Annotated in this window: 24 protein-coding genes and 1 tRNA gene; 18 read left to right on the top strand and 7 right to left on the bottom strand. The window is 72.5% G+C overall.

The genetic code is table 11. The features are described from left to right. The first annotated feature begins 113 nt into the window (after positions 1 to 113). From ACIP98_RS15845 to ACIP98_RS15800, 10 genes are all read left to right on the top strand, one after another. Positions 114 to 788 (top strand): DUF2637 domain-containing protein, encoded by a 675-nt coding sequence (locus ACIP98_RS15845; protein ID WP_401976290.1) that lies wholly within the window; start codon positions 114 to 116, stop codon positions 786 to 788. A gap of 15 nt (positions 789 to 803) precedes the next feature. Continuing rightward, positions 804 to 983: a hypothetical protein gene (locus ACIP98_RS15840; RefSeq protein ID WP_401976289.1), complete on the top strand. Its 180-nt coding sequence runs from the start codon at positions 804 to 806 to the stop codon at positions 981 to 983. A gap of 5 nt (positions 984 to 988) precedes the next feature. Further along, a complete protein-coding gene (locus ACIP98_RS15835; RefSeq protein WP_319133857.1) occupies positions 989 to 1,180 on the top strand; it encodes a mobile element transfer protein in 192 nt (63 codons plus the stop codon). A gap of 11 nt (positions 1,181 to 1,191) precedes the next feature. Beyond that, a complete protein-coding gene (locus ACIP98_RS15830; protein WP_319159123.1) occupies positions 1,192 to 1,350 on the top strand; it encodes a hypothetical protein in 159 nt (52 codons plus the stop codon). 11 nt (positions 1,351 to 1,361) lie between these two features. Next, positions 1,362 to 1,676, top strand: a complete 315-nt coding sequence (locus tag ACIP98_RS15825) for a SpdD-like protein (RefSeq protein WP_401976285.1) — start codon at positions 1,362 to 1,364, stop codon at positions 1,674 to 1,676. Between the two features lie 91 nt (positions 1,677 to 1,767). Further along, entirely contained in the window at positions 1,768 to 1,965 is a 198-nt protein-coding gene (locus ACIP98_RS15820) for a hypothetical protein (protein ID WP_401976282.1), read from the top strand. Beyond that, positions 1,959 to 3,488, top strand: coding sequence for a DNA cytosine methyltransferase (locus ACIP98_RS15815; protein WP_401976279.1), 1,530 nt, complete (start codon positions 1,959 to 1,961; stop codon positions 3,486 to 3,488). The genes ACIP98_RS15820 and ACIP98_RS15815 overlap by 7 nt, the downstream gene beginning before the upstream one ends. Next, positions 3,485 to 4,867: a replication initiator protein RepSA gene (gene repSA / locus ACIP98_RS15810; RefSeq protein ID WP_401976277.1), complete on the top strand. Its 1,383-nt coding sequence runs from the start codon at positions 3,485 to 3,487 to the stop codon at positions 4,865 to 4,867. Before ACIP98_RS15815 ends, repSA begins: the two co-directional genes overlap by 4 nt. Further along, complete coding sequence (locus tag ACIP98_RS15805) at positions 4,864 to 5,061, top strand: helix-turn-helix transcriptional regulator (protein ID WP_401976274.1); 198 nt, start codon at positions 4,864 to 4,866, stop codon at positions 5,059 to 5,061. The genes repSA and ACIP98_RS15805 overlap by 4 nt, the downstream gene beginning before the upstream one ends. Beyond that, positions 5,061 to 6,452 (top strand): tyrosine-type recombinase/integrase, encoded by a 1,392-nt coding sequence (locus ACIP98_RS15800; RefSeq protein WP_401976271.1) that lies wholly within the window; start codon positions 5,061 to 5,063, stop codon positions 6,450 to 6,452. The genes ACIP98_RS15805 and ACIP98_RS15800 overlap by 1 nt, the downstream gene beginning before the upstream one ends. Before the next feature lie 175 nt (positions 6,453 to 6,627). Here the strand turns inward: ACIP98_RS15800 and ACIP98_RS15795 are convergent. Then, positions 6,628 to 6,700, bottom strand: a tRNA-Arg gene (locus tag ACIP98_RS15795). Between the two features lie 333 nt (positions 6,701 to 7,033). On the opposite strand from ACIP98_RS15795, the gene ACIP98_RS15790 reads away from it, so the two are divergent. The 8 genes from ACIP98_RS15790 to ACIP98_RS15755 all read left to right on the top strand — a co-directional run bounded on the left by ACIP98_RS15790 (position 7,034) and on the right by ACIP98_RS15755 (position 17,010). Beyond that, on the top strand, positions 7,034 to 8,668 hold the full coding sequence (locus tag ACIP98_RS15790) for a dynamin family protein (RefSeq protein WP_401976306.1): 1,635 nt from the start codon (positions 7,034 to 7,036) through the stop codon (positions 8,666 to 8,668). 4 nt (positions 8,669 to 8,672) lie between these two features. Then, on the top strand, positions 8,673 to 10,331 hold the full coding sequence (locus ACIP98_RS15785; protein WP_401976269.1) for a GTPase: 1,659 nt from the start codon (positions 8,673 to 8,675) through the stop codon (positions 10,329 to 10,331). Between the two features lie 117 nt (positions 10,332 to 10,448). Beyond that, complete coding sequence (locus tag ACIP98_RS15780) at positions 10,449 to 10,895, top strand: single-stranded DNA-binding protein (RefSeq protein ID WP_319661399.1); 447 nt, start codon at positions 10,449 to 10,451, stop codon at positions 10,893 to 10,895. Positions 10,896 to 11,130: 235 nt separating this feature from the next. Beyond that, complete coding sequence (locus ACIP98_RS15775; RefSeq protein WP_401976267.1) at positions 11,131 to 12,546, top strand: LAETG motif-containing sortase-dependent surface protein; 1,416 nt, start codon at positions 11,131 to 11,133, stop codon at positions 12,544 to 12,546. Positions 12,547 to 13,318: 772 nt separating this feature from the next. Continuing rightward, positions 13,319 to 13,729, top strand: a complete 411-nt coding sequence (locus ACIP98_RS15770) for a cytidine deaminase (RefSeq protein ID WP_319661397.1) — start codon at positions 13,319 to 13,321, stop codon at positions 13,727 to 13,729. A gap of 437 nt (positions 13,730 to 14,166) precedes the next feature. Continuing rightward, a complete protein-coding gene (ettA, locus tag ACIP98_RS15765; RefSeq protein WP_319661396.1) occupies positions 14,167 to 15,831 on the top strand; it encodes an energy-dependent translational throttle protein EttA in 1,665 nt (554 codons plus the stop codon). Positions 15,832 to 15,838: 7 nt separating this feature from the next. Then, complete coding sequence (locus ACIP98_RS15760; RefSeq protein ID WP_401976264.1) at positions 15,839 to 16,312, top strand: acyl-CoA thioesterase; 474 nt, start codon at positions 15,839 to 15,841, stop codon at positions 16,310 to 16,312. Further along, positions 16,309 to 17,010, top strand: a complete 702-nt coding sequence (locus ACIP98_RS15755; RefSeq protein ID WP_319661394.1) for a hypothetical protein — start codon at positions 16,309 to 16,311, stop codon at positions 17,008 to 17,010. The genes ACIP98_RS15760 and ACIP98_RS15755 overlap by 4 nt, the downstream gene beginning before the upstream one ends. A 63-nt stretch (positions 17,011 to 17,073) precedes the next feature. Here the strand turns inward: ACIP98_RS15755 and ACIP98_RS15750 are convergent, their stop codons facing one another. From ACIP98_RS15750 to ACIP98_RS15725, 6 genes are all read right to left on the bottom strand, one after another. Further along, a complete protein-coding gene (locus ACIP98_RS15750) occupies positions 17,074 to 17,487 on the bottom strand; it encodes a globin (protein ID WP_319661393.1) in 414 nt (137 codons plus the stop codon). 29 nt (positions 17,488 to 17,516) lie between these two features. Then, the gene (locus ACIP98_RS15745; RefSeq protein ID WP_401976261.1) at positions 17,517 to 18,440 is read right to left on the bottom strand and encodes an FHA domain-containing protein; all 924 of its coding nucleotides are present in this window, start codon (positions 18,438 to 18,440) and stop codon (positions 17,517 to 17,519) included. A 101-nt stretch (positions 18,441 to 18,541) separates the two neighbouring features. Next, positions 18,542 to 19,891, bottom strand: coding sequence for a VWA domain-containing protein (locus ACIP98_RS15740; protein ID WP_401976258.1), 1,350 nt, complete (start codon positions 19,889 to 19,891; stop codon positions 18,542 to 18,544). A gap of 38 nt (positions 19,892 to 19,929) precedes the next feature. Further along, positions 19,930 to 21,123 carry a protein phosphatase 2C domain-containing protein gene (locus ACIP98_RS15735; RefSeq protein ID WP_401976255.1) on the bottom strand — a complete coding sequence of 398 codons (1,194 nt, stop codon included), beginning with the start codon at positions 21,121 to 21,123 and terminating at the stop codon, positions 19,930 to 19,932. A 4-nt stretch (positions 21,124 to 21,127) separates the two neighbouring features. Continuing rightward, positions 21,128 to 23,794, bottom strand: coding sequence for a tetratricopeptide repeat protein (locus ACIP98_RS15730; RefSeq protein ID WP_401976252.1), 2,667 nt, complete (start codon positions 23,792 to 23,794; stop codon positions 21,128 to 21,130). After that, entirely contained in the window at positions 23,791 to 25,077 is a 1,287-nt protein-coding gene (locus ACIP98_RS15725) for a hypothetical protein (protein WP_401976250.1), read from the bottom strand. Before ACIP98_RS15725 ends, ACIP98_RS15730 begins: the two co-directional genes overlap by 4 nt. Between the last annotated feature and the right edge of the window lie 93 nt (positions 25,078 to 25,170).

The raw sequence follows: 25,170 nt of genomic DNA, 5'->3' as shown, positions 1-25,170 counted from the left end.
CGAGCTTGCCGCCTTCCGGCCCGCTCTGCCGCCCGTGGCCCCGCCCAAGCCGCTCCGTGCTCCCGCCCCTGTGCGGCTGCCGGACGCTGCCTGACCCCATAAGGAGAGCGATCATGCGGTCTCTGCGCGTGGACGCGGTGCTCGTGCAAGCGGTCATCGCAGGGGCGCTGTCCTTCGCCCACCTGCACGACCTCGCCGCTGCCGCCGGGCAGGACGGCTGGAAAGCCTGGGCCTATCCCATCAGCGTCGACCTGCTCCTCGTCGCCGCCTGGCGCAGGCTGCGGACCCTCCGTCCCAGCGGTGAGCCGGTCCAGGCTGCGTGGTTCTGGTTCGCCACGGCCCTGGCCGCATCCCTCGGCGCCAACGTGGCAACCGCCGGGCTCCTCGACCTGGACCACGTGCCGGACTGGCTGAGCATCCTCGTGGCTGGATGGCCCGCCCTGGCCTTCCTGGGCGGCACCCTCCTCGTCCACTCCCCAGGTCCCGCCCCCGAACGCCAGGAAGCCCCGGCCCTCGATGTGACCGAGGCGGCCGACACCGAACGCGCCCCTGAGCCTGCGTCGGTGCCGGATGCAGTCGAGGCGGCCGAGCTCCCGGCCCTGCCTGCCTCCGAGCCCGCCCCTGCGCCGGCACTTCCCGCGGTCCCGGCCGCACTGGTTACCCACGCTCGGAAGGTCGCCGACGACCACCACGCGCGCACCGGCCACCGGATCGACACCGACACCCTGCGGGTCCGGCTCGGCGTCCCCGCCCAGCTGGCCGACGCCATCGCCGCCCACCTCACCTGAACAGGAGGAAACCCTATGCGTCCGCACATCCGCGCCGCCCTGGAAAGGTCCGCCGAACTCACCCGGAACAACCGCCTGGTGGACGCCATGCGCCTGGGCGAGGACGCGATCAACCAGGCCACCGACGACGAACACCCCGAGATCCGCCAATGGCTCAACGACCACGCCGGCGACTTCACCGGACAGGAGGACTGACCCTGATGCCCGCCCGCGACTTCTTCCACTCCGTGATGCGGATCGGCCCCGTGCAGATCGGCACCCACCGCGACCGGCACGGCACCACCAAGCACGCCGCGGTGTGCACCAACGACCGCTGCGGATGGTCCGCCGACTACTCCAGCCAATCGGCTGCGCAGCTGGCCGCCCGCACCCACCGCTGCACGGCCCGATAGGAGGCAGACCCGTGGACGTCCCGCTCTGGTTCGCCCTGATCGTCGTCGGCTACCTCGGCTGCAAACTCATCCGCCCACCGCTCTGGCTGGTCCTGGTGCTGCTCCTCGGCGGCTACCTCATCGCCGACAGCCTCCTCGCCCCCGTCATCGACACCCTCATCGAGAAGTAGGGAGACCGCCCATGCTCCGCCCGAAGATCCCCACCAACCCCACCCCGACCGGCGTCACCATCCCGCTGCCCGTCGAGCCGACCGCCGTCGTGCAGCACACCCCGGCCACGGCCCCCGCGCCTGCGCCTGTTCCGGTGTCGTCCCGGCCCGTCGTGCAGCTCACCCCTGGCGCCCTGGTCGCGCTCGTCGGCGGCGGCACCGCTGTGGTCCTGGTCGTCGGCACGGTCCTGGTGTCGCTGCTGCTGGCGGTCGCCGTCACCGCCGCATCCGTTGCCGTCTGCGCCGTGGTCCTGCGCTCGATGCTCAACGGCCAGCACAAGCGCTGACCGGCCCCCGGGGCGGTCTCAACCGCCAAGTATCGCCCGCCCCGGAAGCCGTGCCCCTGCCCGAACCAGAGATCCGGAAGGAACCCCCATCATGACCCACCCTGGACGCACCTCGCGGCGGATCTGCCCGGCCTGCGACGGCTTCCCCGTCGTCGCCATAACCACCGGCACCCGCCTGCGCGACGGCTCCCGCGCCACGCTCCGTGTCACCTGCCCTGCCTGCTCCGGCTCCGGCACGGCCCGGCCGGCCGCCGTTCCGGCGTCGGTGAGGGCGGGTGTGTCGTGCTGACCTACGTCGACTTCTTCTGCGGTGCGGGCGGCTCCTCCTCCGGCGCCGCCGCCGTACCCGGCGTCCGTCCGGTGCTGGCCGCGAACCACTGGGACAAGGCCATCGCCTCTCACTCCCAGAACTTCCCCGGGGCGGATCACTTCCTGGGCGACCTGCACGACGCCGACGTCGCCCGCTTCCCGGCCGCTGACCTGTTCTGGGCCTCCCCGGAGTGCCCGCAATGGTCCAACGCCCGCGGCAAGCGACGCGACTTCGACGCCCAGCCCGACCTGTTCGGCGACACCCTCCCCGACGCCGCGACCGACCGCTCCCGGGCCCTGATGTGGGATGTCCCCCGCTACCTGGAGGCCTGCGCCGCACGCGGAAAGCCCGTCCTGGCGGGGGTGGTGGAGAACGTCATCGACGTCCGCGCCTGGTACCGGTGGACCGAATGGGTCGCCGCCATCCGCGCACTGGGCTACCGCACCCGGCTGATCGCCCTGAACTCCATGCACGCCCGCCCTGCCGTCTCGGCACCCGCGCCGCAGTCCCGCGACCGCCTCTACCTCGCCTACTGGCGCGCCGATCTGGGCCGCGACCCGGACTGGGACCGCTGGCTCCGCCCCACCGCCTGGTGCCCGCGGTGCGAGCAGACCGTGAGCGCGGTGCAGTCATTCAAGAACCCGCAACGGGACATGGGCCGCTACCGCCAGCAGTACGTGTACCGCTGCCCGCGTGGAGCTTGCCGGAACTCGGTCGTGGAACCGGGTGTACTGCCGGCCGCGGTGGCGATCGACTGGACCCGCCCCGGCACCCCGATCGCCGACCGCCCCAAGGGCCTGTCCCCGAAGACCCTCGCCCGCATTCGCGCGGGCCTGGACCGCTACGCCCTCCCCGTCACCGTCCCGGCCGGCGGGACCTGGCGCACCGACCCCGCCCCGGTCACCGAACCCCTGCCGACCCGCACCACCCGGGAGAACGACGCCCTGGCGGTGCCGCCGCTGCTGGTGCCGGTGGAAGGCAGGGAAGGCAAGCAGGCAGCCCCGGCCGGTGACCCGCTGCGCACCCAGACCGCCCGCAACGAAACCGGCCTGGCCTGGCTGCCGTTCATCGCCGAACTGCGCGGCGGCTCCAGCGACGCCCGCCCCGTCACCGACGCCCTCGCCACCGTCACCGCATCCGGCAACCACCACGGCCTGGTCACCGCACCCGAACCCGTCCACTGGGACACCCTCCTCGTCCCCTACTACGGCACCGGCACCGCCCACACCGTCCGCGAGCCCGTCGGCACCCTCACCACCCGCGACCGCTACGCCCTCGTCAACGGCCCCGCCGTCGACCTGGACGCGGTGCTCTTCCGGATGCTGGAGCCCGGCGAGATCGGCCGCGGGATGGCCTTCCCCGACACCTACGCCGTTCTGGGCAACAAGCGGGAGAAGGTCCGCCAGTACGGCAACGCCGTCACACCCCCCGTCGCCGAAGTCCTCGTCTCCGCCCTCGTCGAAGCCATCACCGGCACCGCGCTGGAACGGGGCCGCGCATGACCGACACCGCCACCCCAACGGGCCTGGACCCGACCACCCTCACCGACCTCCTGAGGGTGGCCGGGTCCCCGGACTTCCACCGCTGGGAAGACCAGATCCGCCGCACCGGCGGCTGCTCCGACCCCATCCACCTGACCGGCTGGACCCTCACCAAAGACCGCACCACCGGCGAGACCCTGCACCACTACTCCACCGAGAACGAACCCGGCGGACGCCTCCGCATCGCCTGCGGCAACCGCCGCGCATCCCGCTGCCCAGCCTGCGCCTGGACCTACGCCGGAGACACCTACCACCTCATCCGCGCGGGCCTGGCTGGCGACGAACGCCGCGACATCCCTGCCACCGTGCGCGAGCACCCCCGGGTCTTCGCCACCCTCACCGCCCCCTCGTTCGGGCGCGTCCACAACCGGCCCGACACCGGCCGCTGCCGCTGCGGCACCCAGCACCCCGCCGACGACCCGGCACTCGGTACCGCGCTCGACCCGGTGACCTACGACTACGCGGGGGCGGTGCTGTTCAACAACCACGCTGGGCAGTTGTGGCAGCGCTTCACCAACCGGCTCCGCCGCGAGATCGCCGCCCGCGCCGGCCTCACACAGAGGGCCATGGCAGAGGTCCTGCGGGTCTCCTTCGGCAAGGTCGCCGAATTCCAAAAGCGCGGCGCCGTCCACTTCCACGCCGTCATCCGCCTCGACGGCCCCGAAGGGCCCGACACCGCGCCCCCGGCCTGGGCCACCACCGGCCTACTGGAAGCCTCTATCCGCGCCGCCGCCCACCACAGCTACACGAGCGTCAGCGCCCCCGCCGCCGGCGACCAACCCGCCCGGACCTTCCGCTGGGGTACTCAGCTCGACGTCCGCCCCGTCAAGGCCTTCGGGGACGGCTTCGACATCACCGAACAGGCTGTCGCCTCCTACGTCGCCAAGTACGCCACCAAAGCCGCCGAGAACACCGGCACCCTCGACCGCCGCATCGGCGAACTCGCCGAACTCGACCGACACGACGTGCCCGACCACGCCCGCCGCCTCATCCAAGCCTGCCGCGACCTCGACGACCTCTACCCCGACCGGCGGCTGTGGGCCTGGGCGCACATGCTCGGCTTCCGCGGCCACTTCTCCACCAAATCCCGCGCCTACTCCACCACCCTCGGCGCGCTGCGCCAGGAACGCGCCGACTACCGCGCCGCCCAAGAACACGCGGACCTCGGCCTGGAGCCCGTCGAGCCGGACACCGTCCTGGTCCTGGCCGACTGGCAGTACGCCGGCCACGGCCACACCCCCGGCGAATCCGCCCTCGCCGCGACCATCGCCCGGGACCTCCAGCTCAACCGCGAAACCGCACGTGAGGAACTTGCCCGCAGTGGAGGGGGACTGGAATGACCGCTGCCCGTCGATCAGTAGGGATGCTCACCCTGGCCGACGTCTGCGAGGAACTGAAGATCTCCCGGTCGACCTTCTACGACTGGCGGCAGAAGCGGCGCGCTCCCCGTTGCATCAAGCTGCCGAACGGAGATCTGCGCATCCGGCGGAGCGACCTCGACCACTGGCTCGACGACCACGAGGACGCCGCCTGATGGAGACGACCTTTGACGTCCGGGTCTACAAGATCCTTACCTACAAGGGCAGCCGTAAGACCTCCTACACCGTGCGCTGGGTGGTCGCCGGCAAGCCGTATCGCGAGCCGTTCCCGACTTCGGCCCTGGCGGACTCCTTCCGCTCGGAACTGGTGTCCGCCACCCGCCGTGGCGAAGCCTTCAGCCTGAGTACGGGACGACCGGTCTCCCACCAGTCCGGAGCGGGGACGGTCAACTGGTACGCCTTCGCGGTCCAGTTCACGGACGCCCAGTGGCGCCGCACGTCAGGCAACAACCGCAAGAACGTCGCCAAGGCCCTCATGACCACGACGATCGCCCTTCTCCGTACCCCTCCTCCCGGTCGCTTCGCTGCCGTGGACGTACGGACCGCGTTGCGGGAGTTCGCCTTCAACACCAACCGTCGCAACGAAGCACCGCCCGAGGTCTCCGTGATCTTGCGGTGGGTCGAGCGCAACACGGAGTCGATGGCGGCCTGGGAGGATCCCCGCAAGGTCGACGATGTACTCCACTCGCTCGCGTCCAAGCTCGACGGCACGACCGCCGCGGCATCCTCGATCAAGCGCAATCGACGGGTGCTGAACGTGGCCATGGAGTACGCGGTCAAGCACGGCATCCTGCGGGCGAACCCTTTGCCAAAGGGACGGGGCACCACGCCTCCGACGTCGTCTGCGGTGGACAAGCGATCACTCATCAACCCTGACCATGCCGCGAGTCTCCTGGGCTGGATCCGCCGGCGTCCCCGCGGCGGTCGACGGCTGCACGCCTTCTTCGCCACGCTCTACTATGCGGGGCCTCGTCCGGAGGAAGCGGTGGCCATGCGTGTCCTGGACGTCCGTCTGCCGGCTGATGACGACGAAGATCAGTGGGGCGAGTTGCTGCTCCACACCGCCCGGCCGGAGGTGGGGAAGCAATGGACGGATACCGGCAAGGTCCATGAAGTACGCGGGCTGAAGGGCAGGGCCAAGGACGACACCCGGGTCGTACCGTGCCGTCCGGCGCTGACGCGCATCCTGCGCGAGCACGTGAAGGCGGAGGACCTGAAGCCGGGAGATCTGCTGTTCTCGGGCGAGTTCGGGGACGTGCTTGCGGGGTCGGTATTCCGCCGGGCCTGGCGCTCCGCCCGGCAGCAGGTACTCGCGCCGGCGGAGTTCGCCTCGCCGCTCGGGAAGCGTGTGTACGACCTGCGGCACACCTGTCTGACGACGTGGTTGAACGCGGGGATCCCGCCAGCGCAGGTGGCCGAGTGGGCGGGCAACAGCGTCCCCGTCCTGCTTGCCACCTACGCGCGTTGTATCTCCGGTCAGCTCAAAGATCATCAGAGGCGGATCGAGGCCGGGGGAGACCTTCCCGACCCGGACGAAGATCGCTGAACGGCTGCGAGAACTTCGACACGTATTCGACAGAGCCACCCGCGAAAACCCAGTGACAGCCGGACAGCGTCGGACCGTTCCCGTGATCACCCGGGGGAGGTCCGGCGCTGCGGCGCTCGCTCCGGCAGGCGCCTGACCAGCAAAAAGCCCCTCCCTGAGGGAGGGGCGCAAGACGTGCCCCCGGCAGGACTCGAACCTGCGGCCAAGCGCTTAGAAGGCGCCTGCTCTATCCACTGAGCTACGGGGGCCGGACGATGGCCGCGACCGAACCCGCCCCTTGGTGTCGACGGTATCCGTGACCTTGCCGGGGACAAGGATAGGGCGCGGCTGATGTGCGGCCGGTTGCTTCGCCTTCATGACACGTTGTGTAGGTTCGGTGAAGCGGTCTGATAATCGCAGGCAGGTGCGAATGTCGCACCACTTTTGACGCACCAGTCGGCGGCTGTTGTGCACTCGTTATGCCGCTGTCTCTTGGTGCCCACCTGTCCCGTTGGGACCCTCTTGCGGGCCGAAAGGCGTGAAGTACGCGAAATACGCTTCAAAAACCCACCAAAATGGGGCATTCTGCGTCTGTGGCGATCTTGGACACGAGGCCCGAGCTGCTGGACGTGCTCTCTGCGATGCGCGACCGCGTTGACGCCGCGCGCTTTCCTCTCCCGATTCCCGGGGCCGACCGGGCCCGCCGTACGCGCCGAGAGCTGCTGGCGCAACTCGACGACTACCTGGTGCCCAGACTGAGGGCACCGGAGGCGCCGTTGCTGGCGGTGGTCGGCGGTTCGACGGGCGCGGGGAAGTCGACGCTGGTCAACTCGCTGATCGGGCGGCGGGTGAGCGACGCGGGAGTGCTGCGGCCGACGACGCGAACACCGGTGCTGGTGTGCCATCCGGAGGACCGGGCGTGGTTCGCCGATCCCCGGGTGCTGCCGGGGCTGGCGCGGGCGTGGGCGCCCCGGCCGCGGGCCGCGAGCGACGCGGACGACGGCGGCCGTGAGGCGGACGACGACCACGGCGCCTCCGACGGCCCGCTGTGGCTGCGGCTGGAGACGGACGACACCTTGCCGCGCGGTCTGGCGCTGCTCGACGCGCCGGACATCGACTCCCTCGTCGTGCGCAACCGCGAACTCGCCGCCGAGCTGCTCTGCGCCGCCGACATCTGGATCTTGGTGACGACCGCGGCCCGGTACGCCGACGCGGTCCCGTGGCATCTGCTGCGCACCGCCAAGGAGTACGACGTCACCCTGGCCACCGTGCTGGACCGGGTGCCGCACCAGATCCTCGACGACGTCTCCGACCACTATGCCGCGCTGCTGGACCGGGCCGGCCTCGGGGACGTACCGCGCTTCACCGTGCCTGAGCTGCCGGAGTCGGCGGGCGGCGGCGGGCTGTTGCCGCACACGGCCGTGGCCGCGCTCGGCAGCTGGCTCGCGCACTGCGCGGAGGACCCGGCCGCGCGGCACCAGGCGGCCCGGCGCACCGCGTCCGGCGTGCTCGGCTCGCTCGACAGCCGGCTGCCGGAACTCGCGGGCGCGTCCGCCGCCCAGCACGCGGCGGCGACGCGTCTGGCCCGGTACGTGGACGACGCGTACGACGCGGCGCAGGAAGCCTTCGATGAGGCCGTGACCTCGGGGGCGGCGCTCTCCGGCGAAGCGCTGGCGTGCTGGCGCGGGTATCCGGACTGCGGTTCCGGGGCCCTGCAGAGCGCGCTCGCGGAGGGACTGGCGGTTCTGCTGCGCACCCGGATCACCGCCGCCGACGAACGCATCCTGGACGACTGGCGGCGCGATCGCGCGGGCAGCGCCCCATTGGAAGCGGCGGCCCGTATGCCCGCCGACGAGGGCCTCGACGACCGCATCGAGGAGGCCGTCGCCGACTGGAGCTGGAATCTGAGCAGGATCGCGTACGAGGCGGTGAGTTCCGCGCCCGAGGACGTGGACCCCGAGGACGCCGCCGCGCTGCTCGGCATCGCCCTGCTCGGTGGCCGCGGTGGCGCCCCCGCCGGCGAACGACTCGCCACTCTGGGCGGCGCCCTGGCCGCGCTGCGGGCCGGTGACCGGGCGCGCGAGGCGCTGGACCGGATCGTCGGGGAGCTGCTGGACGCCGAACGCGAGCGCCGCGTGCGGCCGGTGGACGCCCTGGACGTCACGGCCGGCCAGCAGGCATCGCTCATCGCGGAGCTCTCCGTGATGCAGAAGTCGTACGGACTGTGGGAGAGGTGAGCGGGTGCTCGCGGAGCGGGTGGACGCGCTGTCGGAACTGCTGGGGCTGTCGCGTACGCGCGTGAGCCCGGAGGCGCTGGACGGGGCCGGGGAGCTTCTGGAACGGGTCGGCGACCGGCGCAGGCTGTCGGCGGACCACACCGTGGTGGCACTCGCCGGAGCTACGGGCAGTGGGAAGTCGTCGCTGTTCAACGCGCTGACCGGGCTGGAGCTCGCGCGGGTCGGCGTCCGCCGGCCCACCACCTCCGAGCCGGTGGCCTGCGCCTGGGACCCGCGGGGCGCTGCCGGGCTGCTGGACCGGCTCGGCATCCCGCCGCGGCACCGGCACGCCCGGCACAGCGTGCTGGACGGCGGCGAGCACCCGGCGGGGGAGGGAGGCGCGGAACGCGACGGGCCGGCAGGCCCCGGCGGTCTCGGCGGGCTCGTCCTCCTCGACCTGCCCGACCACGACTCGGCGGCACTGACCCACCGCGACCAGGTGGACCGGCTGCTCACGCTGGTCGACGTCGTCGTGTGGGTGCTGGACCCGGAGAAGTACGCGGACGCGTCCGTGCACGAACGCTATCTGCGCCCGCTCGCCGGGCACGCCGACGTGACCCTCGTCGTCCTGAACCAGACCGACCGGCTGCCGGGCGACTCCGCGGAACTCGTCCTGGACGACCTGCGGCGCCTGCTGGACGAGGACGGGCTCGCGGTCGGCGAGCACGGCGAGGACGGGGCCATGGTGCTGGCCACCTCCGCGCTGAGCGGTGACGGCGTGCCCGAACTGCGGTCGGCGATCGAGCAGATCGTTGCGGAGCGCGCCGCGGCGGGCCGGCGGCTGTCGGCCGACGTGGACGGGCTCGCCGAACGGCTGCGCCCGCTGTACGTCGCCGAGGGCGCGACGGGCCTGACGGACGCCGCACGCGAGGACTTCGCGATCCGGCTCGCGCAGGCGGTCGGCGCCGCGGCCGCCGGACGGACCGCGGAACGGGAGTGGATCAGGGCAGCCGACGAGGCGTGCGGGACACCGTGGAGGCGGCTGCCGGGTCTCGTCCGCGGCGGCGTGCGTGCCTCGGCGGGCGAGGGGCCGCACGACGTGGCGCAGGCCGGTCGGCGGCCCGCGCTGGCCGCGTCGCGGGCGGTGGTCGAGGAGGCGGTGCGCATGGTGGCGGCGGACGCCGCCGTCGGACTGCCCGCCCCATGGGCGCAGGCGGTGCGCGAGGCGGCCCGGCGCGGCGGCGACGCCCTGCCCGAGGCACTGGACGCGGCGGCGGAGCGGGCGGAGCCGGGCGAGCCGGGACGGCCGGGCTGGTGGTCGGCGGTCGGCACGGCGCAGTGGCTGCTGGCGCTGCTGGTGATGGCGGGCACGCTGTGCGGTGCCGCGGCCGCCGCGGGTGCCGTCGGCACGCCGTGGTGGCTGTCGCTGGTGCTGCTGGGTGCCGGGGCGGGCGGGGGGCCCGCGCTGGCCCGGGCCGGTCGCTTCGCGGCCCGGGGTCCGGCCCGGCGGCACGGCCAGGCGGCCGAACGCCGACTGGCGGACGCGGCGGCCGACTGCGGGAGGGCTCGCGTGCTGGAGCCGGTCGCGGCGGAGCTGCTGCGCTACCGGGAGGTGCGCGAGCAGTACGGAGTTCTGGCCGGTCGACACTTCCGGGTGACGGAGTTGTCCACAACCGGGCAGTAATCCACAGGTTGAATCCGATTTCTCCACGACCGTCGCCGGCGGTGCACGATGGCTTTGCCGCGAGGACGGCGGTGAAAGGGCCGCCGGCGGCGGCACGGAAACAAGGGGGAATCGGTTGTGAGCGAGACACTGGTCACCGTCGTCGGGAATGTCGCGACCCGGCCGGAATTCAGGAAGACGCCGACAGGTGTGCCGGTCGCCCGGTTCCGGCTGGCCGCCACCGCACGCCGCTGGGACCGCGAGCGCGGCGGCTGGGCGGACGGTCATACCAGTTTCTACACGGTGTGGGCTTGGCGGGCGCTCGGCGAGCACGTGGTGGCCTCGGTGGGAGTGGGTGAACCGCTGCTGGTCCAGGGGCGGCTGAGGGTGCGTGAGGAAGAACGCGACGGGCAGCGCTGGATCTCGGCCGACATCGACGCGGTCGCCGCGGGTCACGACCTGACCCGGGGGACGTCGGCATTCCGCCGTGTGGCCCTGTCCCGGCCGGAATTGACGGTTCCGCAGCCGGTGCCCGAGGGAGGGCAGCCCATGCCGGCCGATCCCGCGGTGGCGCTGTCCGGATAATCCGGACTGCAGGTACTTCGCCCCTCGTGGACGGGCGAGGATTTATCGACAAACTCGCGTTTACACGTACGCGCCGGTAACGATTGCGATTCGAATTCCCGGGCCGTCGTGAATCCTGATGGCTTTGATACGCGTGCTTCCTAGGATTCTTCGGGTACCCCGGCGTTCCACGGGGGATCCACAGCTGTCGGCGAGGCACGTGCCCCACGACCGGCCTCGCCCGGAGGGGAATTTCATGTTCACTGTACGGAGGCGGGGAACTGCCCGTCTTGCCGCCGCGATAGTGGCCTCCGGCCTCATTGCGGTCGGTTCCATGGCCGGCGCCGGGTCCGCTGCGGCGGACAACGCGACCCCCACCGCGGGCGCCAAGGCCACGCTCGGCGATCTGAAGACCTTCGACAAGGCCGTCATTCACGACAACGGCAGGGACGACAATGTCTCCGCCGGTCTCTTCGAGATGACCGTCGATGGCGGCGGCACCATCCAGACGTACTGCATCGACATCCACAACCCCACCCAGGGCAAGGCCGGATACAAAGAGGTCTCCTGGGACCAGTCGAGCCTGCACAACAACCCGAACGCGGGCAAGATCAACTGGATCCTGCAGCACTCGTACCCGCAGGTGAACGACCTGGCGGCGCTCAGGTCCGCGGCGAAGCTCAGCGGTGACCTCACCCCGCAGCTCGCCGCCGCCGGCACGCAGGTCGCCATCTGGCGCTTCTCGGACAACGCCGACGTGGACGCGGTGGACCCCGTCGCGGAGGAGCTGGCCGACTACCTGGGCAAGAACGCCCAGACCCTCGACGAGCCGGCGGCCTCGCTGACCCTCGACCCGCCGGCCGTCTCCGGCAAGGCGGGTGACCTGCTCGGCCCGATCACCGTCCACACCAACGCCGCGAGCGTCACGGTGAGCCCCGCGCCGAGCACGCCCGAAGGCGTGAAGATCACCGACAAGGACGGCCAGGAGGTCAGCACCGCCAAGGACGGCGACGCGCTGTACTTCGACGTCGCGGCCGGCACGCCGGACGGCACCACGTCCCTGACGGCCTCGGCCAACACCAAGCTCCCGGTCGGCCGTGCCTTCACCGGCATCGACACCACCACGCAGGTGCAGATCCTGGCGGGTTCCAGCGACAGCACCGTCACCGCGTCGGCGACCGGCACCTGGGCCGCCAAGGGTCCGATCCCGGCGGTCTCCGCCGAGGTCGACTGCGACAAGAACGGCGTCGACGTCACCGCCACCAACGAGGGCGACCAGCCGTTCACGTTCTCGCTGTCCGGCAAGGAGTACACGATCGAGGCCGGCAAGTCCGAGACCGTGACCGTGCCGGTGGACGAGGACCAGTCGTACAAGATCACCATCTCGGGCCCGAACGGCTTCGAGAAGACCTTCGAGGGTGTCCTCGACTGCGACACCGCCGGCTCCGGCGGCAGCACCACCACCCCGTCCTCCTCGCCCAGCCCGGCCTCGGCCGGCGGCTCCAGCGAGGGCACCGCTGACACCGGCTCCACCACGGGCGGCGACCTCGCCGAGACCGGCTCCAGCAGCGCCACCCCGGTGATCGCCGGCATCGCGATCGCGCTGGTCGTCATCGGCGGCGCCGCGGTCTTCTTCCTCCGCAAGAAGAAGCCGGCCGCTCCCGCCGAGTGAGCTGACTGACCGGCTCCGGCCGTAGTCCCACCCCCAGGGGGCGGAGGTCATCGACCGCCGCCCCCTGGGCATTTCCCTTGAGTCGCCCCGCAACTCTCCACCCGGGCACGGCATCCGAAGCCCGACGTGGCCCACCGCCGACGTCTGTGTCCCTCGCCCGGTCACGGTCCTGGCCGGGGCGCTGTGGTGCACCCAGCGGGAAGCTCCGGCGGCGCCACGCGGCGCCACGCGGCGCCACGCGGCGCCACGCGGCGCCACGGCGCTCGAACGGGCCGCACCCCCCGCCGTGGACCGCTACCTGCTCACGGACTCCCTGGGCCCGGTCGGCGGTGACGGCTCTCCAGAGGAGAACGGGGTCGCGCCGCGCGGTTTCTGCACGGGCACGTCATCGGGACATCGGGATCCGGCCCACGGGCGCCGGTCTGCGAGTGGGCCTGGTGGCGTGGTGCGGGCACTTCGTACGGCGCGGCAGCGAGGGCGTGACGATGCTCGACGGCGGAATCGTGGCAGGGGTGTTGACGGTGTCCCCGGCCACGGCACCCGCCCGGATGAGCGACGTCTCGTGAGAGCCCGACGGCGACTCCTCCGCCTGGGCGGCGGCACATTTGTCCCGGGGAGGCGCCGCCGAGGCCCAACGGCTCACCGGTGGCGCCGCCGCGAACCTGACCGACCCCGGGACCGAGGCCCGCGCCGCGTTCGGGCTGCCCGCGAGCGGCGCGCCGCGCCGACAATCCGGTGGCCCCGGGACGGTGGGCGCGGATACCTTCCCTGCGTGATCACCGTGCCGAACGACGAACTGATCGCCGCCGCACAGGCCGTGCTCCACCCGCACCGGGTGGGCGACCGGCTGTTCGGCGACGTGGGCTGCACGCTGGTCACCGAGGCCGGCAACCTCTACTCCGGCGTGTGCATCGACACCGGGTCCGGCACCGGGTTCTGCGCGGAGCACGCCGCCATCGCCGCCATGGTCACCGCCCGCGAGTACCGGATCGCCAAGATCGTGGCCGTGTGGCGCAACGACGAGGGCGCCCTGCACGTCCTGCCGCCCTGCGGCCGGTGCCGGGAGTTCATGCGCCAGATCGCCCCGGAGAACCTGCGGACCGAGGTGGTCCTCGGACGCACCAGGACGGCCAGGCTCCGCGACCTTCTGCCCGCCCACGAGTGGCCCGACCCGCTGGACTGACCCGCAGCCACCGCAAGGGCGCGACGCACATCGCCGGCAGGGGAAGCGACTGCCCACGACGTCCGCCCTTGGGGTCGTCCCGGCCCGCACAGGAGACCGCGCCGATCAGCGCAATGGCGCCGGCCACGTCACCGCGTGCCCGCCCTGTGCCCGCGGGGAAGCGGGGGAAGTGCGGGGAGTCCCGGGTGCACACACCGCGCCAAGAAGGAGTCGCGACGACTCGGCGAACGCCGGGCCGAGCCGTCTGCCGGCCGTCTGCGGGCCGTTCGAGGTGGCGCGAAGGCGACCGGAGGCGACCGGCAGTCACAGATCGACTCCCTGAGATGCCCGAGAGATCGCAGGTCACAGGGCTTCGAAGTTACTGGTTTCCGCCCAGGGGTGGCGGTCAGGCAAGATGGGGTGTATCTGCCCACACATCGATTGCCGGACGGTTTCTCTTGGCTGAGTTCATCTACACCATGCGCAAGACGCGCAAGGCGCACGGCGACAAGGTGATCCTCGACGACGTCACCCTGAGCTTCCTCCCCGGAGCGAAGATCGGTGTCGTGGGGCCGAACGGCGCCGGTAAGTCCACGGTGCTCAAGATCATGGCGGGCCTGGAGCAGCCGTCCAACGGTGACGCGTTCCTCTCGCCCGGTTACAGCGTGGGCATCCTGCTGCAGGAGCCGCCGCTGGACGAGTCCAAGACCGTGCTGGAGAACGTCCAGGACGGCGTGGGCCCGATCAAGGGCAAGCTGGACCGGTTCAACGAGATCGCCGAGCTGATGGCGACCGACTACTCCGACGCGCTGCTCGACGAGATGGGCAAGCTGCAGGAGGAGCTGGACCACGCCAACGCCTGGGACCTGGACGCCCAGCTGGAGCAGGCGATGGACGCCCTCGGCTGCCCGCCCGGCGACTGGGCGGTGACCAACCTCTCCGGTGGTGAGAAGCGCCGCGTCGCGCTCTGCAAGCTGCTGTTGGAGGCTCCCGACCTGCTGCTGCTCGACGAGCCCACCAACCACCTGGACGCCGAGTCCGTCCAGTGGCTGGAACAGCACCTGGCCAAGTACGCGGGCACCGTCGTGGCGATCACCCACGACCGGTACTTCCTGGACAACGTCGCCGAGTGGATCCTCGAGCTCGACCGCGGCCGCGCCTACCCCTACCAGGGCAACTACTCCACCTACCTGGAGACCAAGCAGTCCCGTCTCAAGGTCGAGGGCCAGAAGGACGCCAAGCGCGCCAAGCGGCTCAAGGAAGAGCTGGAGTGGGTCCGCTCCAACGCCAAGGGCCGGCAGGCCAAGTCCAAGGCGCGTCTGGCCCGCTACGAGGAGATGGCCGCCGAAGCCGAGAAGATGCGCAAGCTCGACTTCGAGGAGATCCAGATCCCGCCGGGCCCCCGCCTGGGCAGCATCGTGGTCGAGGTCAGCAACCTTTCCAAGGCGTTCGGTGAGAAGGTCCTCATCGACGACCTGTCCTTCACCCTGCCGCGCAACGGCATCGTCGGCGTCATCGGCCCCAACGGCGCGGGCAAGACCACACTGTTCAAGATGATCCAGGGCCTGGAGGCCCCGGACGCCGGCACGATCAAGGTCGGCGACACGGTCAAGATCTCGTACGTCGACCAGAGCCGCGCCAACATCGACCCCAAGAAGACCCTCTGGGCGGTCGTGTCGGACGAGCTGGACTACATCAACGTCGGCCAGGTCGAGATGCCGTCCCGCGCCTATGTCAGCGCCTTCGGCTTCAAGGGCCCGGACCAGCAGAAGCCGGCCGGCGTGCTGTCCGGCGGTGAGCGCAACCGCCTCAACCTGGCGCTCACCCTCAAGCAGGGCGGCAACCTGCTGCTCCTCGACGAGCCGACCAACGACCTCGATGTCGAGACCCTGTCCTCGCTGGAGAACGCGCTGCTGGACTTTCCCGGCTGCGCCGTGGTCGTCTCCCACGACCGCTGGTTCCTGGACCGGGTGGCCACGCACATCCTCGCCTACGAGGGCGAGTCCAAGTGGTTCTGGTTCGAGGGCAACTACGAGTCCTACGAGAAGAACAAGGTCGAGCGGCTCGGCCCGGACGCGGCCCGTCCGCACCGCGCCACGTACAAGAAGCTCACCCGGGGCTGATCGCCTGATGGCCCGTCACATCTACCCCTGCCCGATGCGCTGGTCGGACATGGACGCCTTCGGGCACGTCAACAACGTCGTCTTCCTCCGCTACTTGGAGGAGGCGCGTGTCGACTTCATGTTCCGGCTGGCGCCCGGGGAGGGCAGCGCGTCGTTCACGGGCGGTTCGGTCATCGCCCGTCACGAGATCGACTACCTGCGCCCGCTGGTCCACCGGCACGAGCCGGTGACCGTCGAGACATGGGTGACCAAGGTGGGGGCGGCCTCGATGACCGTCGCGTACGAGATCAAGGACGGGGAGACCGTCTACGTGCGGGCCTCCACGATCGTCGTGCCGTACGACCTCGAGCAGGGGCGGCCGCGGCGGATCACCGCCGAGGAGCGCGCCTTCCTGGAGGCGTACTACGACGACTCGGCCGGAGCCCCGGCCGGTGCCGGTGCCGGCGCGGGTGCCGCCAAGGGGGAGGCCGCGGCCGCATGACGGCGTCGCTGCTGCTCGCCGAGGCCAGGGAGGCGGAGGGTTTCGCCGTCTTCCTGGCCCGGCTTCTGCGCTGGGACAAGGCCGCGGTCGTCCGGCTGCAGGCGTTCGGGGAGGTGCTCGCGGTCTTCGGCCAGCCGCCCTTCGGGGGCGGCGTGCTGGCCGTGCGCACAGCGGAACTCGCCGAGGCGCACGAGCTGGACGCCACCGTCTCCGCCGGGCAGCTGCTCGACGGCCTCGACGAGGAGGCGGGCACGGTCGCCGTGCCGGCCGCCGTCACCGGCCCCGCGTGGGCCGGGGTACTGCCGCCGCGCGGTGGCTGGCGGCGGGTGGAGGGACTGCCCTCGCCGGACGACGTACGGGCGGTGGCCGCCGCGGCGGTCACCGAGTTCCGCACCCGCAGCGAGGCCCTGGCGCCCGAGCACCGCACCCGGGCGGAGCTCGATGCGCTGGCGGACGGCATCTGGTCCCGGCAGCTCGGCGTGACCGGCCTGCCGCTGCGGGCGGTGCACGCCGCCCACGCCCTCGGCTTCCTGCGCCCGGTGCGCGCCACCGTCCCGGCCCCGCGCGCGGCGGGCGGGGAAGGGGAGCCGGCGATGGACCTGCTGGCGGCGGGGTCGTGGCTGCGGCTGCGCACGTCGTACGGCTCGGTCGCGGTGCGCCGCGGCAGCGGCCTGGGGCTGTCGGTCAGCCCCGTCTGACCACCGGGCCGCGGGCCACCGGGTCGCCGGGCCGTTCGGCCCCGGCGCCCGGGGCGGGGGCCGTCAGCCGGGCGAGTTCACCATCGACGCGGCCGCGTACACCAGGTAGTCCCACAGCTGACGCTCGTGGTCGGGCTCCAGGGCCAGTTCGTCCACCGCGTCGCGCATGTGGCGCAGCCAGGCGTCGTGCGCCTCCTGGTCGACCCGGAAGGGCGCGTGCCGCATCCGCAGCCGGGGGTGGCCGCGGTTCTCGCTGTAGGTGCGCGGGCCGCCCCAGTACTGCATCAGGAAGAGCAGCAGCCGCTCCTCGGCGGGGCCCAGGTCCTCCTCGGGGTACATCGGCCGCAGGACCGGGTCCTGCGCGACGCCCTCGTAGAAGCGGTGGACGAGCCGTCGGAAGGTCGGCTCGCCGCCCACCGCCTCGTAGAACGTCTGCTGGTCGAGTGTGCCCCGCGGGATCTCAGTCACGTGTCCCATGGTCTCAGACGGCCCGGTGGAGCCGGGAGTCAGTCGCGCACGATCGTGATCGTCGTCCAGGCGCCCACGTGGACGCGGTCCCCGTCGCCCAGCGGGACGGGCACGAAGGGCTTGATCGAGTCCTCGCCGCCGTTGACCGTGGTGCCGTTGGTGGAGTCCTGGTCGACCACCGACCAGCCGCCGTCCGGCTGCTGCACGAGCACGGCGTGCTTGTGGGAGACACCCGGGTCCTCCGGCGCCCGCGCCAGGTCGATGTCGGGAGCCTCTCCGGTGCTGTGCCGGCGGCGGCCGATGGTGATCTGCGGACCCGTGAGCGGCAGGCGCTGCTCGGGGGAGTAGGAGGGGAAGTACAGGCCCTGGGCCTCCGGGCCGCTGCGGGCCATCATCGCCGTGAAGTACTCCCGGTCGGCGCCGATCACGGCGGTCCAGGTGCCGGGGCCCGCCGGCGGCGCCTCGGGCTCGTACGCGGACGGCGGGGTGAGCAGGAAGTCGCCGGAGCCGGCGGTGACCGACTGCGGCTCCAGCGGCTCGGCCGGCCGGTTCACCTGCGACGGGCGGGTCAGGGACGACTCGTACCGCTGGTACGGCGGCATGCCGGGCTGGGCGGCCGGGAACGGCGGTGCACCCGTCGTCCCGCCGGCCGGGGACTGCGGGACGAAGGTCGTGCCCGCGTGCGTGACGAAGTTGTAGCGGCACTCCTCGCAGAACTGCGCGTAGCCCTCGCGCGGTGTCCCGCAGTGGGGGCACGGCTCGACGGCCGCCGTGGCGTCCGGGTCGTAGGCCCGGCCGCCGTGGCCGCGGCCCGGGTCGTACCCCGCACCGGCACCGGAGCCGGGGTGGTAGCCGGGGTCGTACCCCGGGTCGTAGCCGCCCGAGTACGGCGGTGGGGGCGGTGGCGGTGGGTAGGAGGAGGCGGGCGGGGCGGAGGCGGCCGCCGGTGAGGTCATGCGCATCCCGCACACCTCGCACCAGTCGTCCGTCGCGGACTCATGACCGTTCGGGCAAGTCGACATGTCGTTTTCTCTCCCCCTCCGCCCCGTTGTACCCCACCACGCTACTTCTTGACGCGGACGGTCTTCGTCGAACGCGTCTCCAGGGTCATCTCGTCGGCGTCCGCGACCCTGGCCTTCAGCCGCACAGTACCCGTCACCGCGTCGACCACGTCCACCACCTTGGCCAGCAGCTTGGCGGTGTCCTCGTTGCCCGAGGCGCTGGCCAGCTGCACCGCGCGGCCCAGCTTGGCGGTCGCGGAGTCGAAGTCGCCCTGCTTGCGGGCCTCCAGGCCCTGCTGGATGACCTGGGCCAGCTCCGCCTGGCCGGTGTAGTGGGCGACCTGCGGGTTGATCCGCGTGGAGGCCGCCATGTCGTCGGTCCACACCGCCCGCACCAGGCCCTGCCCGAGCACCTGCGGCGTGCCGTCCGGGTGCGGCTGGACGAGCGAGATCCGGGCCGCCAGCATCTCCTGGCCCACTCCGGCCGTCGGGACGACCACGTTGACGTGGTAGTCGCGGGACTCGTCGCCCCAGGAGCCCGTCGGATAGTCGCCGGCCCGGGGACCGGCCTCGGCGCGCCGGGCGGTGAGGTCCTCGACCGTGGGGGCCACCTGCTTGACGTACTGGATCTCCGCGCCCTGCGGGGTCCACACGCGCAGGGCCACGTCCGCGACCTCCTTGCCCATGGCCGTCTCCATCATCTGCCGGAAGTCCGCCTCCAGGCCGGAGGGGTCGGCGACGATGTCGACGGAGCCGAGCAGCGCCGAGGCGATGCCGGTCAGCTCCTTGACCTCCCAGTCGGTGCCGACACCGCGGGCGTCGCAGGTGAAGCGGCCCGCGCAGGCGTCGAGGGCGGCGCGCAGGTCCTCCGGCTTCTCGTGCTCGTTGCGGCCGTCGGTCAGCAGGATGCCGTGGCGTATCGACCCCTCCGCGGTGTCCAGCAGCCGGTCGGCCAGCCGCAGCCAGGTGCCGATCGCCGTGCCGCCGCCCGAACTGAGCCGGCGCAGCGCCTGCTTGGCCTGGTGACGGGTGCTGGGGTCGGCCACGGCCAGGCCCCCGTCGGCCGGGTAGACCTCCTTGGCCTGGTGGGTGCCGGCCACCACCGCGAAGGCGACCCCGTCACGGATGGTGTCGATGGCCGTGGCCGTCGCGTCGCGGGCACTGCGCATCTTGGTCGGCGGGTAGTCCATGGAACCCGAGCAGTCCACCATGATCACCACGGCTGCCCCGGGACGGGTGCCGGGCAGGTCGGCGGGGGCCTGGCTGGCGAGCGGCAGCCCACCCGAGGTGCCACCGCCCGTCGAGGTCACGGTGACGATCGCGTTGACCTCGCGGCCGCCTTCCGGGAGGAACTCGTTCTGGTAGATGTCGACGGAGAACTGCGGCACGTTGGACTTGGAGAAGTTGGCCATCGGGTGCGCTCCTAGCGCTTGTCAACCAAGAAGCGGAATCAACGAGTTGAGGAGTGGTGGAAAGGAGGATCGGAGGGTCGGGCGACCGGGAAGGGCAGCACGGCCACGGTGATGTTGTCGTGTCCTCCGCCATCGATGGCGACGCCGACGAGAGTGCGGGCGCAGTGCAGCGGCCGGACGCGGGCGTCCCCGGGCATCACCGAGGCGAGCTCCGCGGCCGACTCCGCGTAGTTCCACAGGCCGTCGGTGCACACCACCACTACACCCGGTCCGTCCGGCTCGAAGGAAGCGGTGTGCGGGTCCAGTTCGACCGCGTCCGCCCCGAGCCAGCCGGTGATGGCGTGGGCCCGTTCGTCCGCGTAGGCCTCGGCCTGCGTCATCAGGCCGAGCGAGACCATGCGTTCGGCCCAGGAGTCGTCCTCGGTCAGCCGGGCGGCGGGGACCGAGCGGTCGTCGGGAATCCAGTAGGCACGGCTGTCGCCGATCCAGCCGACGGTGAAGGTCTTGCCGGAGGTGACCGCGCTGACGCAGGTGCAGGCGGGCGCGTTGTGGTGCCGCCGGCTCTCCTCCTCGGGCGTCTCGGCGGCCAGGTCGGCGACGGCCTGCGCGGCCACCAGCAGGGCCTCGCGCATCGCCTCCTCGGGTCGCACGCCGCGCGACAGCGACGGCACCAGCGACTTCACCGCCGTTTCCGCAGCGGTCTCCGAGGCGTCGTCGGGACGGTACGCGGACGAGACTCCGTCGCACACCACAGCGACGACCGACGGGGTGCCGTCCGGCAGTGCCGTCGTCGACAGCGCGAAGGCGTCCTCGTTGCGGTGGTGCCGCAGGCCCCGGTCGGTGACCGCGGCGACCCCGCCGAGCTCCACTTCCTGGTGGTCGCGGGGGCGTGGCTGGGCGTGGCCGCAGTGCTCGCAGTAGCCGTCGGCGTCGATGGTGCCGACCTCGCAGGCCACGCAGTGCGGGCGGGGAGCCGGCTCGGTGCCGGGCTGCTCGATCCGGGGGTCGGCGATCCGGGCCTGGGTCAGCCCCGATGTGCCCAGTCCGAAGGCAAGCGTGTCGGACTCCCCGGCGGGCGGGGCGAGTTCGTACGCCTCGGGCTCCGCGGGCGGCGCGAGCGGGTAGCCCTCCGGCCGCCGGGAGGCGGCCAGGTCGGCGCCGCAGGCGTCGCAGAACTTGTCGGCGGGCTCCAGAGGCTCGGCGCACTCCGGGCACATGGTCGTCTGGGGCATGGCGTTACACCCACGTCCGGGGGCGGAAGCGGTTGGCCCGCTCCACCAGTTCGATCCTTGTCCGGCCCCGCTCGGCGAGGCGGGCCAGCACTCGGTAGGACTGCTCCAGGCCGAAGCGCAGGCCCCGCTCGTCGAGGTCCCGGCCCAGCAGCGCCGGCGACCCGGCCACGGCGGTGGCGCCGTCCGGCGCGCCGCCCTGCTGTCCGGCGAGCACCCAGTCCAGGGCCGTGCCCAGCACCTCCGTGGACAACTGCTCGCGCAGCCGGGTGTCCAGGCCCAGCCGCTGCAGGTCCTCGACCTGCCGCGCGGCGGCCCGCAGGTCGCCGAGCAGCGCCTCCTGCGGTGGGCGGTCGCGCAACCGCGCCCGTACCGCCGCGACCCGTGCCGCCGTGTAGTGGATGGACGCCTCGGGTACCGACTCCAGCGCCGCGACGGCCCCCGTGCGGTCGCCGGCGGCCAGTTGCACCCGGGCGAGGCCGAAGGCGGCGCTGACGTAGCTGTGGTCGGTGCTCCACACCAGCCGGTAGTACTCGGCGGCGTTGTCCAGCTGCCCCAGTACCTCGGCGCAGATGCCGAGCGCCAGCTTGGGTGCCGGCTCGCCGGGGAAGGCGTCGTAGACCGCGTCGAAGGCGAGGGCGGCGGTCTCGTGGTCGCCGGTGGCGAGCGCGGCCAGGCCGCGGTGCCACACCACCCGCCAGTCGTCGCCGTGTTCGTCCTGGAGCCCGTCCAGCGCCTCGGTGGCCGCGCGCGTGTTCGCGGTGTCGAGCCAGGCGCGCACCAGGCGCAGCCTCAGTTCCGTGGACTCCGTGGGCGCCGCCTGCAGCGCCGCCACCAGCTCCGCGGGCGCGGCGGCCGCCATGCCCGCGAGGAAGCCGGCGTTGGGATCGGCCGAGTCGACGTGGGGCACCGGCAGCGCCAGGGCGGCGGCTCGTACGTCGAGCCGCGTGACCGCCGGGCCGGCAGTTCCGGCATGACCGGCCACGGGTGCGGGGGCGGACCCGGTCCGCTGGGCCGGGACGGCGTAGGGGGCGCCCGCCACCGTCGGGCTGTAGGCGCCGTTCGCCGGTGGCAGGGCGGGCATCGGGGGCGCCGCGGCGAGGGCGGGGGCGGCCGCCGGGGCACCGCCGTCCGCCGTGCCGTCGGCCCGCCCGTTCCTCCGGCCGCCGCCGAGCGAGGAGGCGTCGCCGTCCGCGGGCGCGAGCAACTCGGTGTCCACCACGCGCAGCTCGGGTCCGAACAGCGTGGACAGCGCGGGCCGCGGCGTCCCGGTGCCCATGGCGACGACCTCGCGCAGCACGCCCAGCAGCTGGTCGCCCATCTCCTCCGCCGAGGCGAAGCGGCGCCCCGGGTCGGGGTCGGTGGCCCGCACCAGGAGCCGGTAGAAGGACTCGTAGCGCGAGAAGACCTCGATGTTGCCGGGGTCGGGCAGGCTGTCCACGAAGACGTTCGTGTAGCCCTGGAAGTCGAAGGTGAGCACCGCGAGGGTGCGCGCGACGGTGTAGAGGTCGGAGGCGACGGAGGGACCGACCTCCGGCACCTCGGGGGCCTGGTAGCCGACGGTGCCGTAGATCGCGCTGTCGTTGTCGTCCATGCGGCGCACCGCGCCCATGTCGATGAGTTCGAGCCGGTCCTCGGTCTGGATGGCGTTGTCGACCTTGAAGTCGCAGTAGAGCAGATTGCGGCTGTGCAGGTGGCCGAGGGCGTCCAGCGCCTCTATGGCGTAGGCGATCGCCTGGTCGACGGGCAGCGGTTCGCGCCTGCCGTCGGCGGAGCGGCGCTCGTTGGCGATCTCCTTGAGCGACTTGCCGCCGACGTACTCCATCACGATGTAGCCGTCGAGGCTGCCCGTGCGCGGGTCGAGGTGTTCGACGAAGTTGTAGATCCGCACGATGTTGGGGTGCTCGATCTCGGCCAGGAAGCGCCGTTCGGAGACCGCCGCCGCCAGGGCGTCCTCGTCGCCGGTGTCCAGCAGACCCTTGAGCACCACCCAGCGGTCGCTGACCGCCCGGTCCACCGCCAGGTAGATCCAGCCGAGTCCGCCGTGGGCGAGGCAGCCCACCACCTCGTACTGGCCGTGCACCACGTCGCCCGCCTGGAGCTTGGGCGTGAACGAGTACGGGTGACCGCACTTGGTGCAGAAGCCGTCCGTGCGCCCCGGGCGGTCGCCGCGGCTGCGCCCGACCGGCGCGCCGCAGTCGCCCTTGCTGCAGAACCGCTTCCGCTCGGGAACCTGCGGGTCCTGCAGGACCGACGCGGCGGGGTCGGGCCGCGGGATCGGCGGAACGGCCACCAGTCCCGCGCCGAGCTTGCTGCGGGTCGGGCCGCTGGAGGCGGAGCGCGAACTGCGCACCGACACCGGGGTGCCGCCGACGGTGCCGCCGCTGAGGGAACGGGACAGCCGCCCGGACACCGAGCGGCGGGAGGAGCGGGAGGTGCCCGACGAGCGGGCGGAACGCGAGGAGGGCGCGGACCCCGACGAGACGGCCGATGCCGATGCCGATGCCGACCCGGACCCCGATCCCGATCCGGACCCCGGTCCCGTGCCCGCGCCGGATGCGGTGCCGGTTCCGCCGCCGGCCGTCACCGGGGCGAGGCCGCAGGTGTCACAGAACAGCTGGCCGCCGCCGACGTCTTCGATCGTCCCGTCGCAGCCCGGACGCTGGCACTTCATCGCCCATCCCCCTTGTGATCGGCAGGTCCCGCCTGCCCCGGTACCAGCATGTCGGACACCGCGCGCTGATAGCGCAGCACCGCGCTCTCCGCGGCGCGCAGATCGCACGGCGCACTCCACAGAAGACGCCGCGCGTGGTCGTACCGCTCCATCAGCAGCGGATCCTCCGCCAAACCGTGACGAGCCACCTTCGCCCGGTAGGCGTCCAGCCGTCCCCGCAGCTCCGCGCGGACCGCCAAAGGTGCGGTGACCGCCGTCAGTGACTCGCGGGCGCGCAGCAACTCGTCGTCGGCACGCTGCTCCAGACCGTCCAGCAGCGGGGACAGCCGGTGCCACTGCCCGGTCCTGCGGAACTCCACGGCGGCGGTCAGCTGGTCCTGCAGGACGACCGGCGCGCCGCTCACCGCGGGGACCTCCGACGCGGCGATCTTGGAGAGCACCTCGACGCGGGCGCTGCGCGCCTCGGTGAGCGTCCGGTCGGCGCGCGACAGCACGTCCCGCAGCCGCATCATCCGGTGGTCGGCGTCGTCCCGCACGTGCAGGACGGCCTCGACCTCACGGCGTATGTCCTCCAGCGCGCGGCCCGCCCGGTCGTAGCGCCCGGTGTCGGGGCGCCCGGCGGTCCAGAACAGCAGCGGGTCGGAGACGACCTGGCCGCGCAGCGCCCCCAGTGACGTCAGCAGTTCCTCCAGGTCGTCACCGGAGGGGTGGGTGCCCGGGCGCACCCCGACCGACTCGGCCAGGGAGCGGACCCGCTGCGCCTCGGCGGCGAGCAGGTCGATGCGCGCCGGCAGCGCCGACCACACCGCGTCGACGGCCGAGACGACGTCCAGTACCTGCGCGTACCGGTCGTTCATCCGCGCCAGCAGCTCTTCCAGGCTGAGCCGTTCACTCAGCCGGGCGGGACCGGTCAGTCCGCGGGCGGCCTCCGGGACCGCGCCGCCGGAGACCGTGATGCCGGAACCGCGCAGCAGTTCCGTCAGGTCCCGCAACTCGCTCTGGGTGGGCCAGCGGCGGCGCGAACGCAGCGCGCGGGCGCTGGTGAGCGCGTCGGTGTACGCGTCGAAGTGCGCCCACAGCAAGGACAGGGCCTGCTCGGCGGCGGCCCAGCGCTCCTTGGTGGCGCCGGTGAGCGCCGCCCCCTCCAGCAGCCTGCGGCCGGAGTGGTCCTGGAGCGCGAGCAGGGACGCCTCGATCGCCTCCCGCTCGTCACCGAGCCGCGCCAGGGCACGGTCGACGTCCTCGCGGCTCATCGCCGGTCCGGATGGTCCCGCGAGCGCCATCGCACCTTCTTCCTTCTCCGCCGGTCCCCGTGTCTGCGTCAGCTGTCGGCCGGTTCCCCGTCGGTCGTGGGACGCCCGCGCGGGCGCCGGTCC

The organism is Streptomyces sp. NPDC088354 (assembly GCF_044753585.1).
Classification (GTDB): domain Bacteria; phylum Actinomycetota; class Actinomycetes; order Streptomycetales; family Streptomycetaceae; genus Actinacidiphila.
Note: the sequence above shows the minus strand (reverse complement) of the source record. Positions and strands in the feature narration are given on the sequence as shown.

Coding starts and splice junctions, on each gene's coding strand:
- ACIP98_RS15845 (WP_401976290.1), top strand. CDS start 114: ATGCGGTCTCTGCGCGTGGACGCGGTGCTCGTGCAAGCGGTCATCGCA.
- ACIP98_RS15840 (WP_401976289.1), top strand. CDS start 804: ATGCGTCCGCACATCCGCGCCGCCCTGGAAAGGTCCGCCGAACTCACC.
- ACIP98_RS15835 (WP_319133857.1), top strand. CDS start 989: ATGCCCGCCCGCGACTTCTTCCACTCCGTGATGCGGATCGGCCCCGTG.
- ACIP98_RS15825 (WP_401976285.1), top strand. CDS start 1,362: ATGCTCCGCCCGAAGATCCCCACCAACCCCACCCCGACCGGCGTCACC.
- ACIP98_RS15820 (WP_401976282.1), top strand. CDS start 1,768: ATGACCCACCCTGGACGCACCTCGCGGCGGATCTGCCCGGCCTGCGAC.
- repSA (WP_401976277.1), top strand. CDS start 3,485: ATGACCGACACCGCCACCCCAACGGGCCTGGACCCGACCACCCTCACC.
- ACIP98_RS15805 (WP_401976274.1), top strand. CDS start 4,864: ATGACCGCTGCCCGTCGATCAGTAGGGATGCTCACCCTGGCCGACGTC.
- ACIP98_RS15800 (WP_401976271.1), top strand. CDS start 5,061: ATGGAGACGACCTTTGACGTCCGGGTCTACAAGATCCTTACCTACAAG.
- ACIP98_RS15775 (WP_401976267.1), top strand. CDS start 11,131: ATGTTCACTGTACGGAGGCGGGGAACTGCCCGTCTTGCCGCCGCGATA.
- ACIP98_RS15760 (WP_401976264.1), top strand. CDS start 15,839: ATGGCCCGTCACATCTACCCCTGCCCGATGCGCTGGTCGGACATGGAC.
- ACIP98_RS15755 (WP_319661394.1), top strand. CDS start 16,309: ATGACGGCGTCGCTGCTGCTCGCCGAGGCCAGGGAGGCGGAGGGTTTC.
- ACIP98_RS15750 (WP_319661393.1), bottom strand. CDS start 17,487: ATGGGACACGTGACTGAGATCCCGCGGGGCACACTCGACCAGCAGACG.
- ACIP98_RS15745 (WP_401976261.1), bottom strand. CDS start 18,440: ATGCGCATGACCTCACCGGCGGCCGCCTCCGCCCCGCCCGCCTCCTCC.
- ACIP98_RS15740 (WP_401976258.1), bottom strand. CDS start 19,891: ATGGCCAACTTCTCCAAGTCCAACGTGCCGCAGTTCTCCGTCGACATC.
- ACIP98_RS15735 (WP_401976255.1), bottom strand. CDS start 21,123: ATGCCCCAGACGACCATGTGCCCGGAGTGCGCCGAGCCTCTGGAGCCC.
- ACIP98_RS15730 (WP_401976252.1), bottom strand. CDS start 23,794: ATGAAGTGCCAGCGTCCGGGCTGCGACGGGACGATCGAAGACGTCGGC.
- ACIP98_RS15725 (WP_401976250.1), bottom strand. CDS start 25,077: ATGGCGCTCGCGGGACCATCCGGACCGGCGATGAGCCGCGAGGACGTC.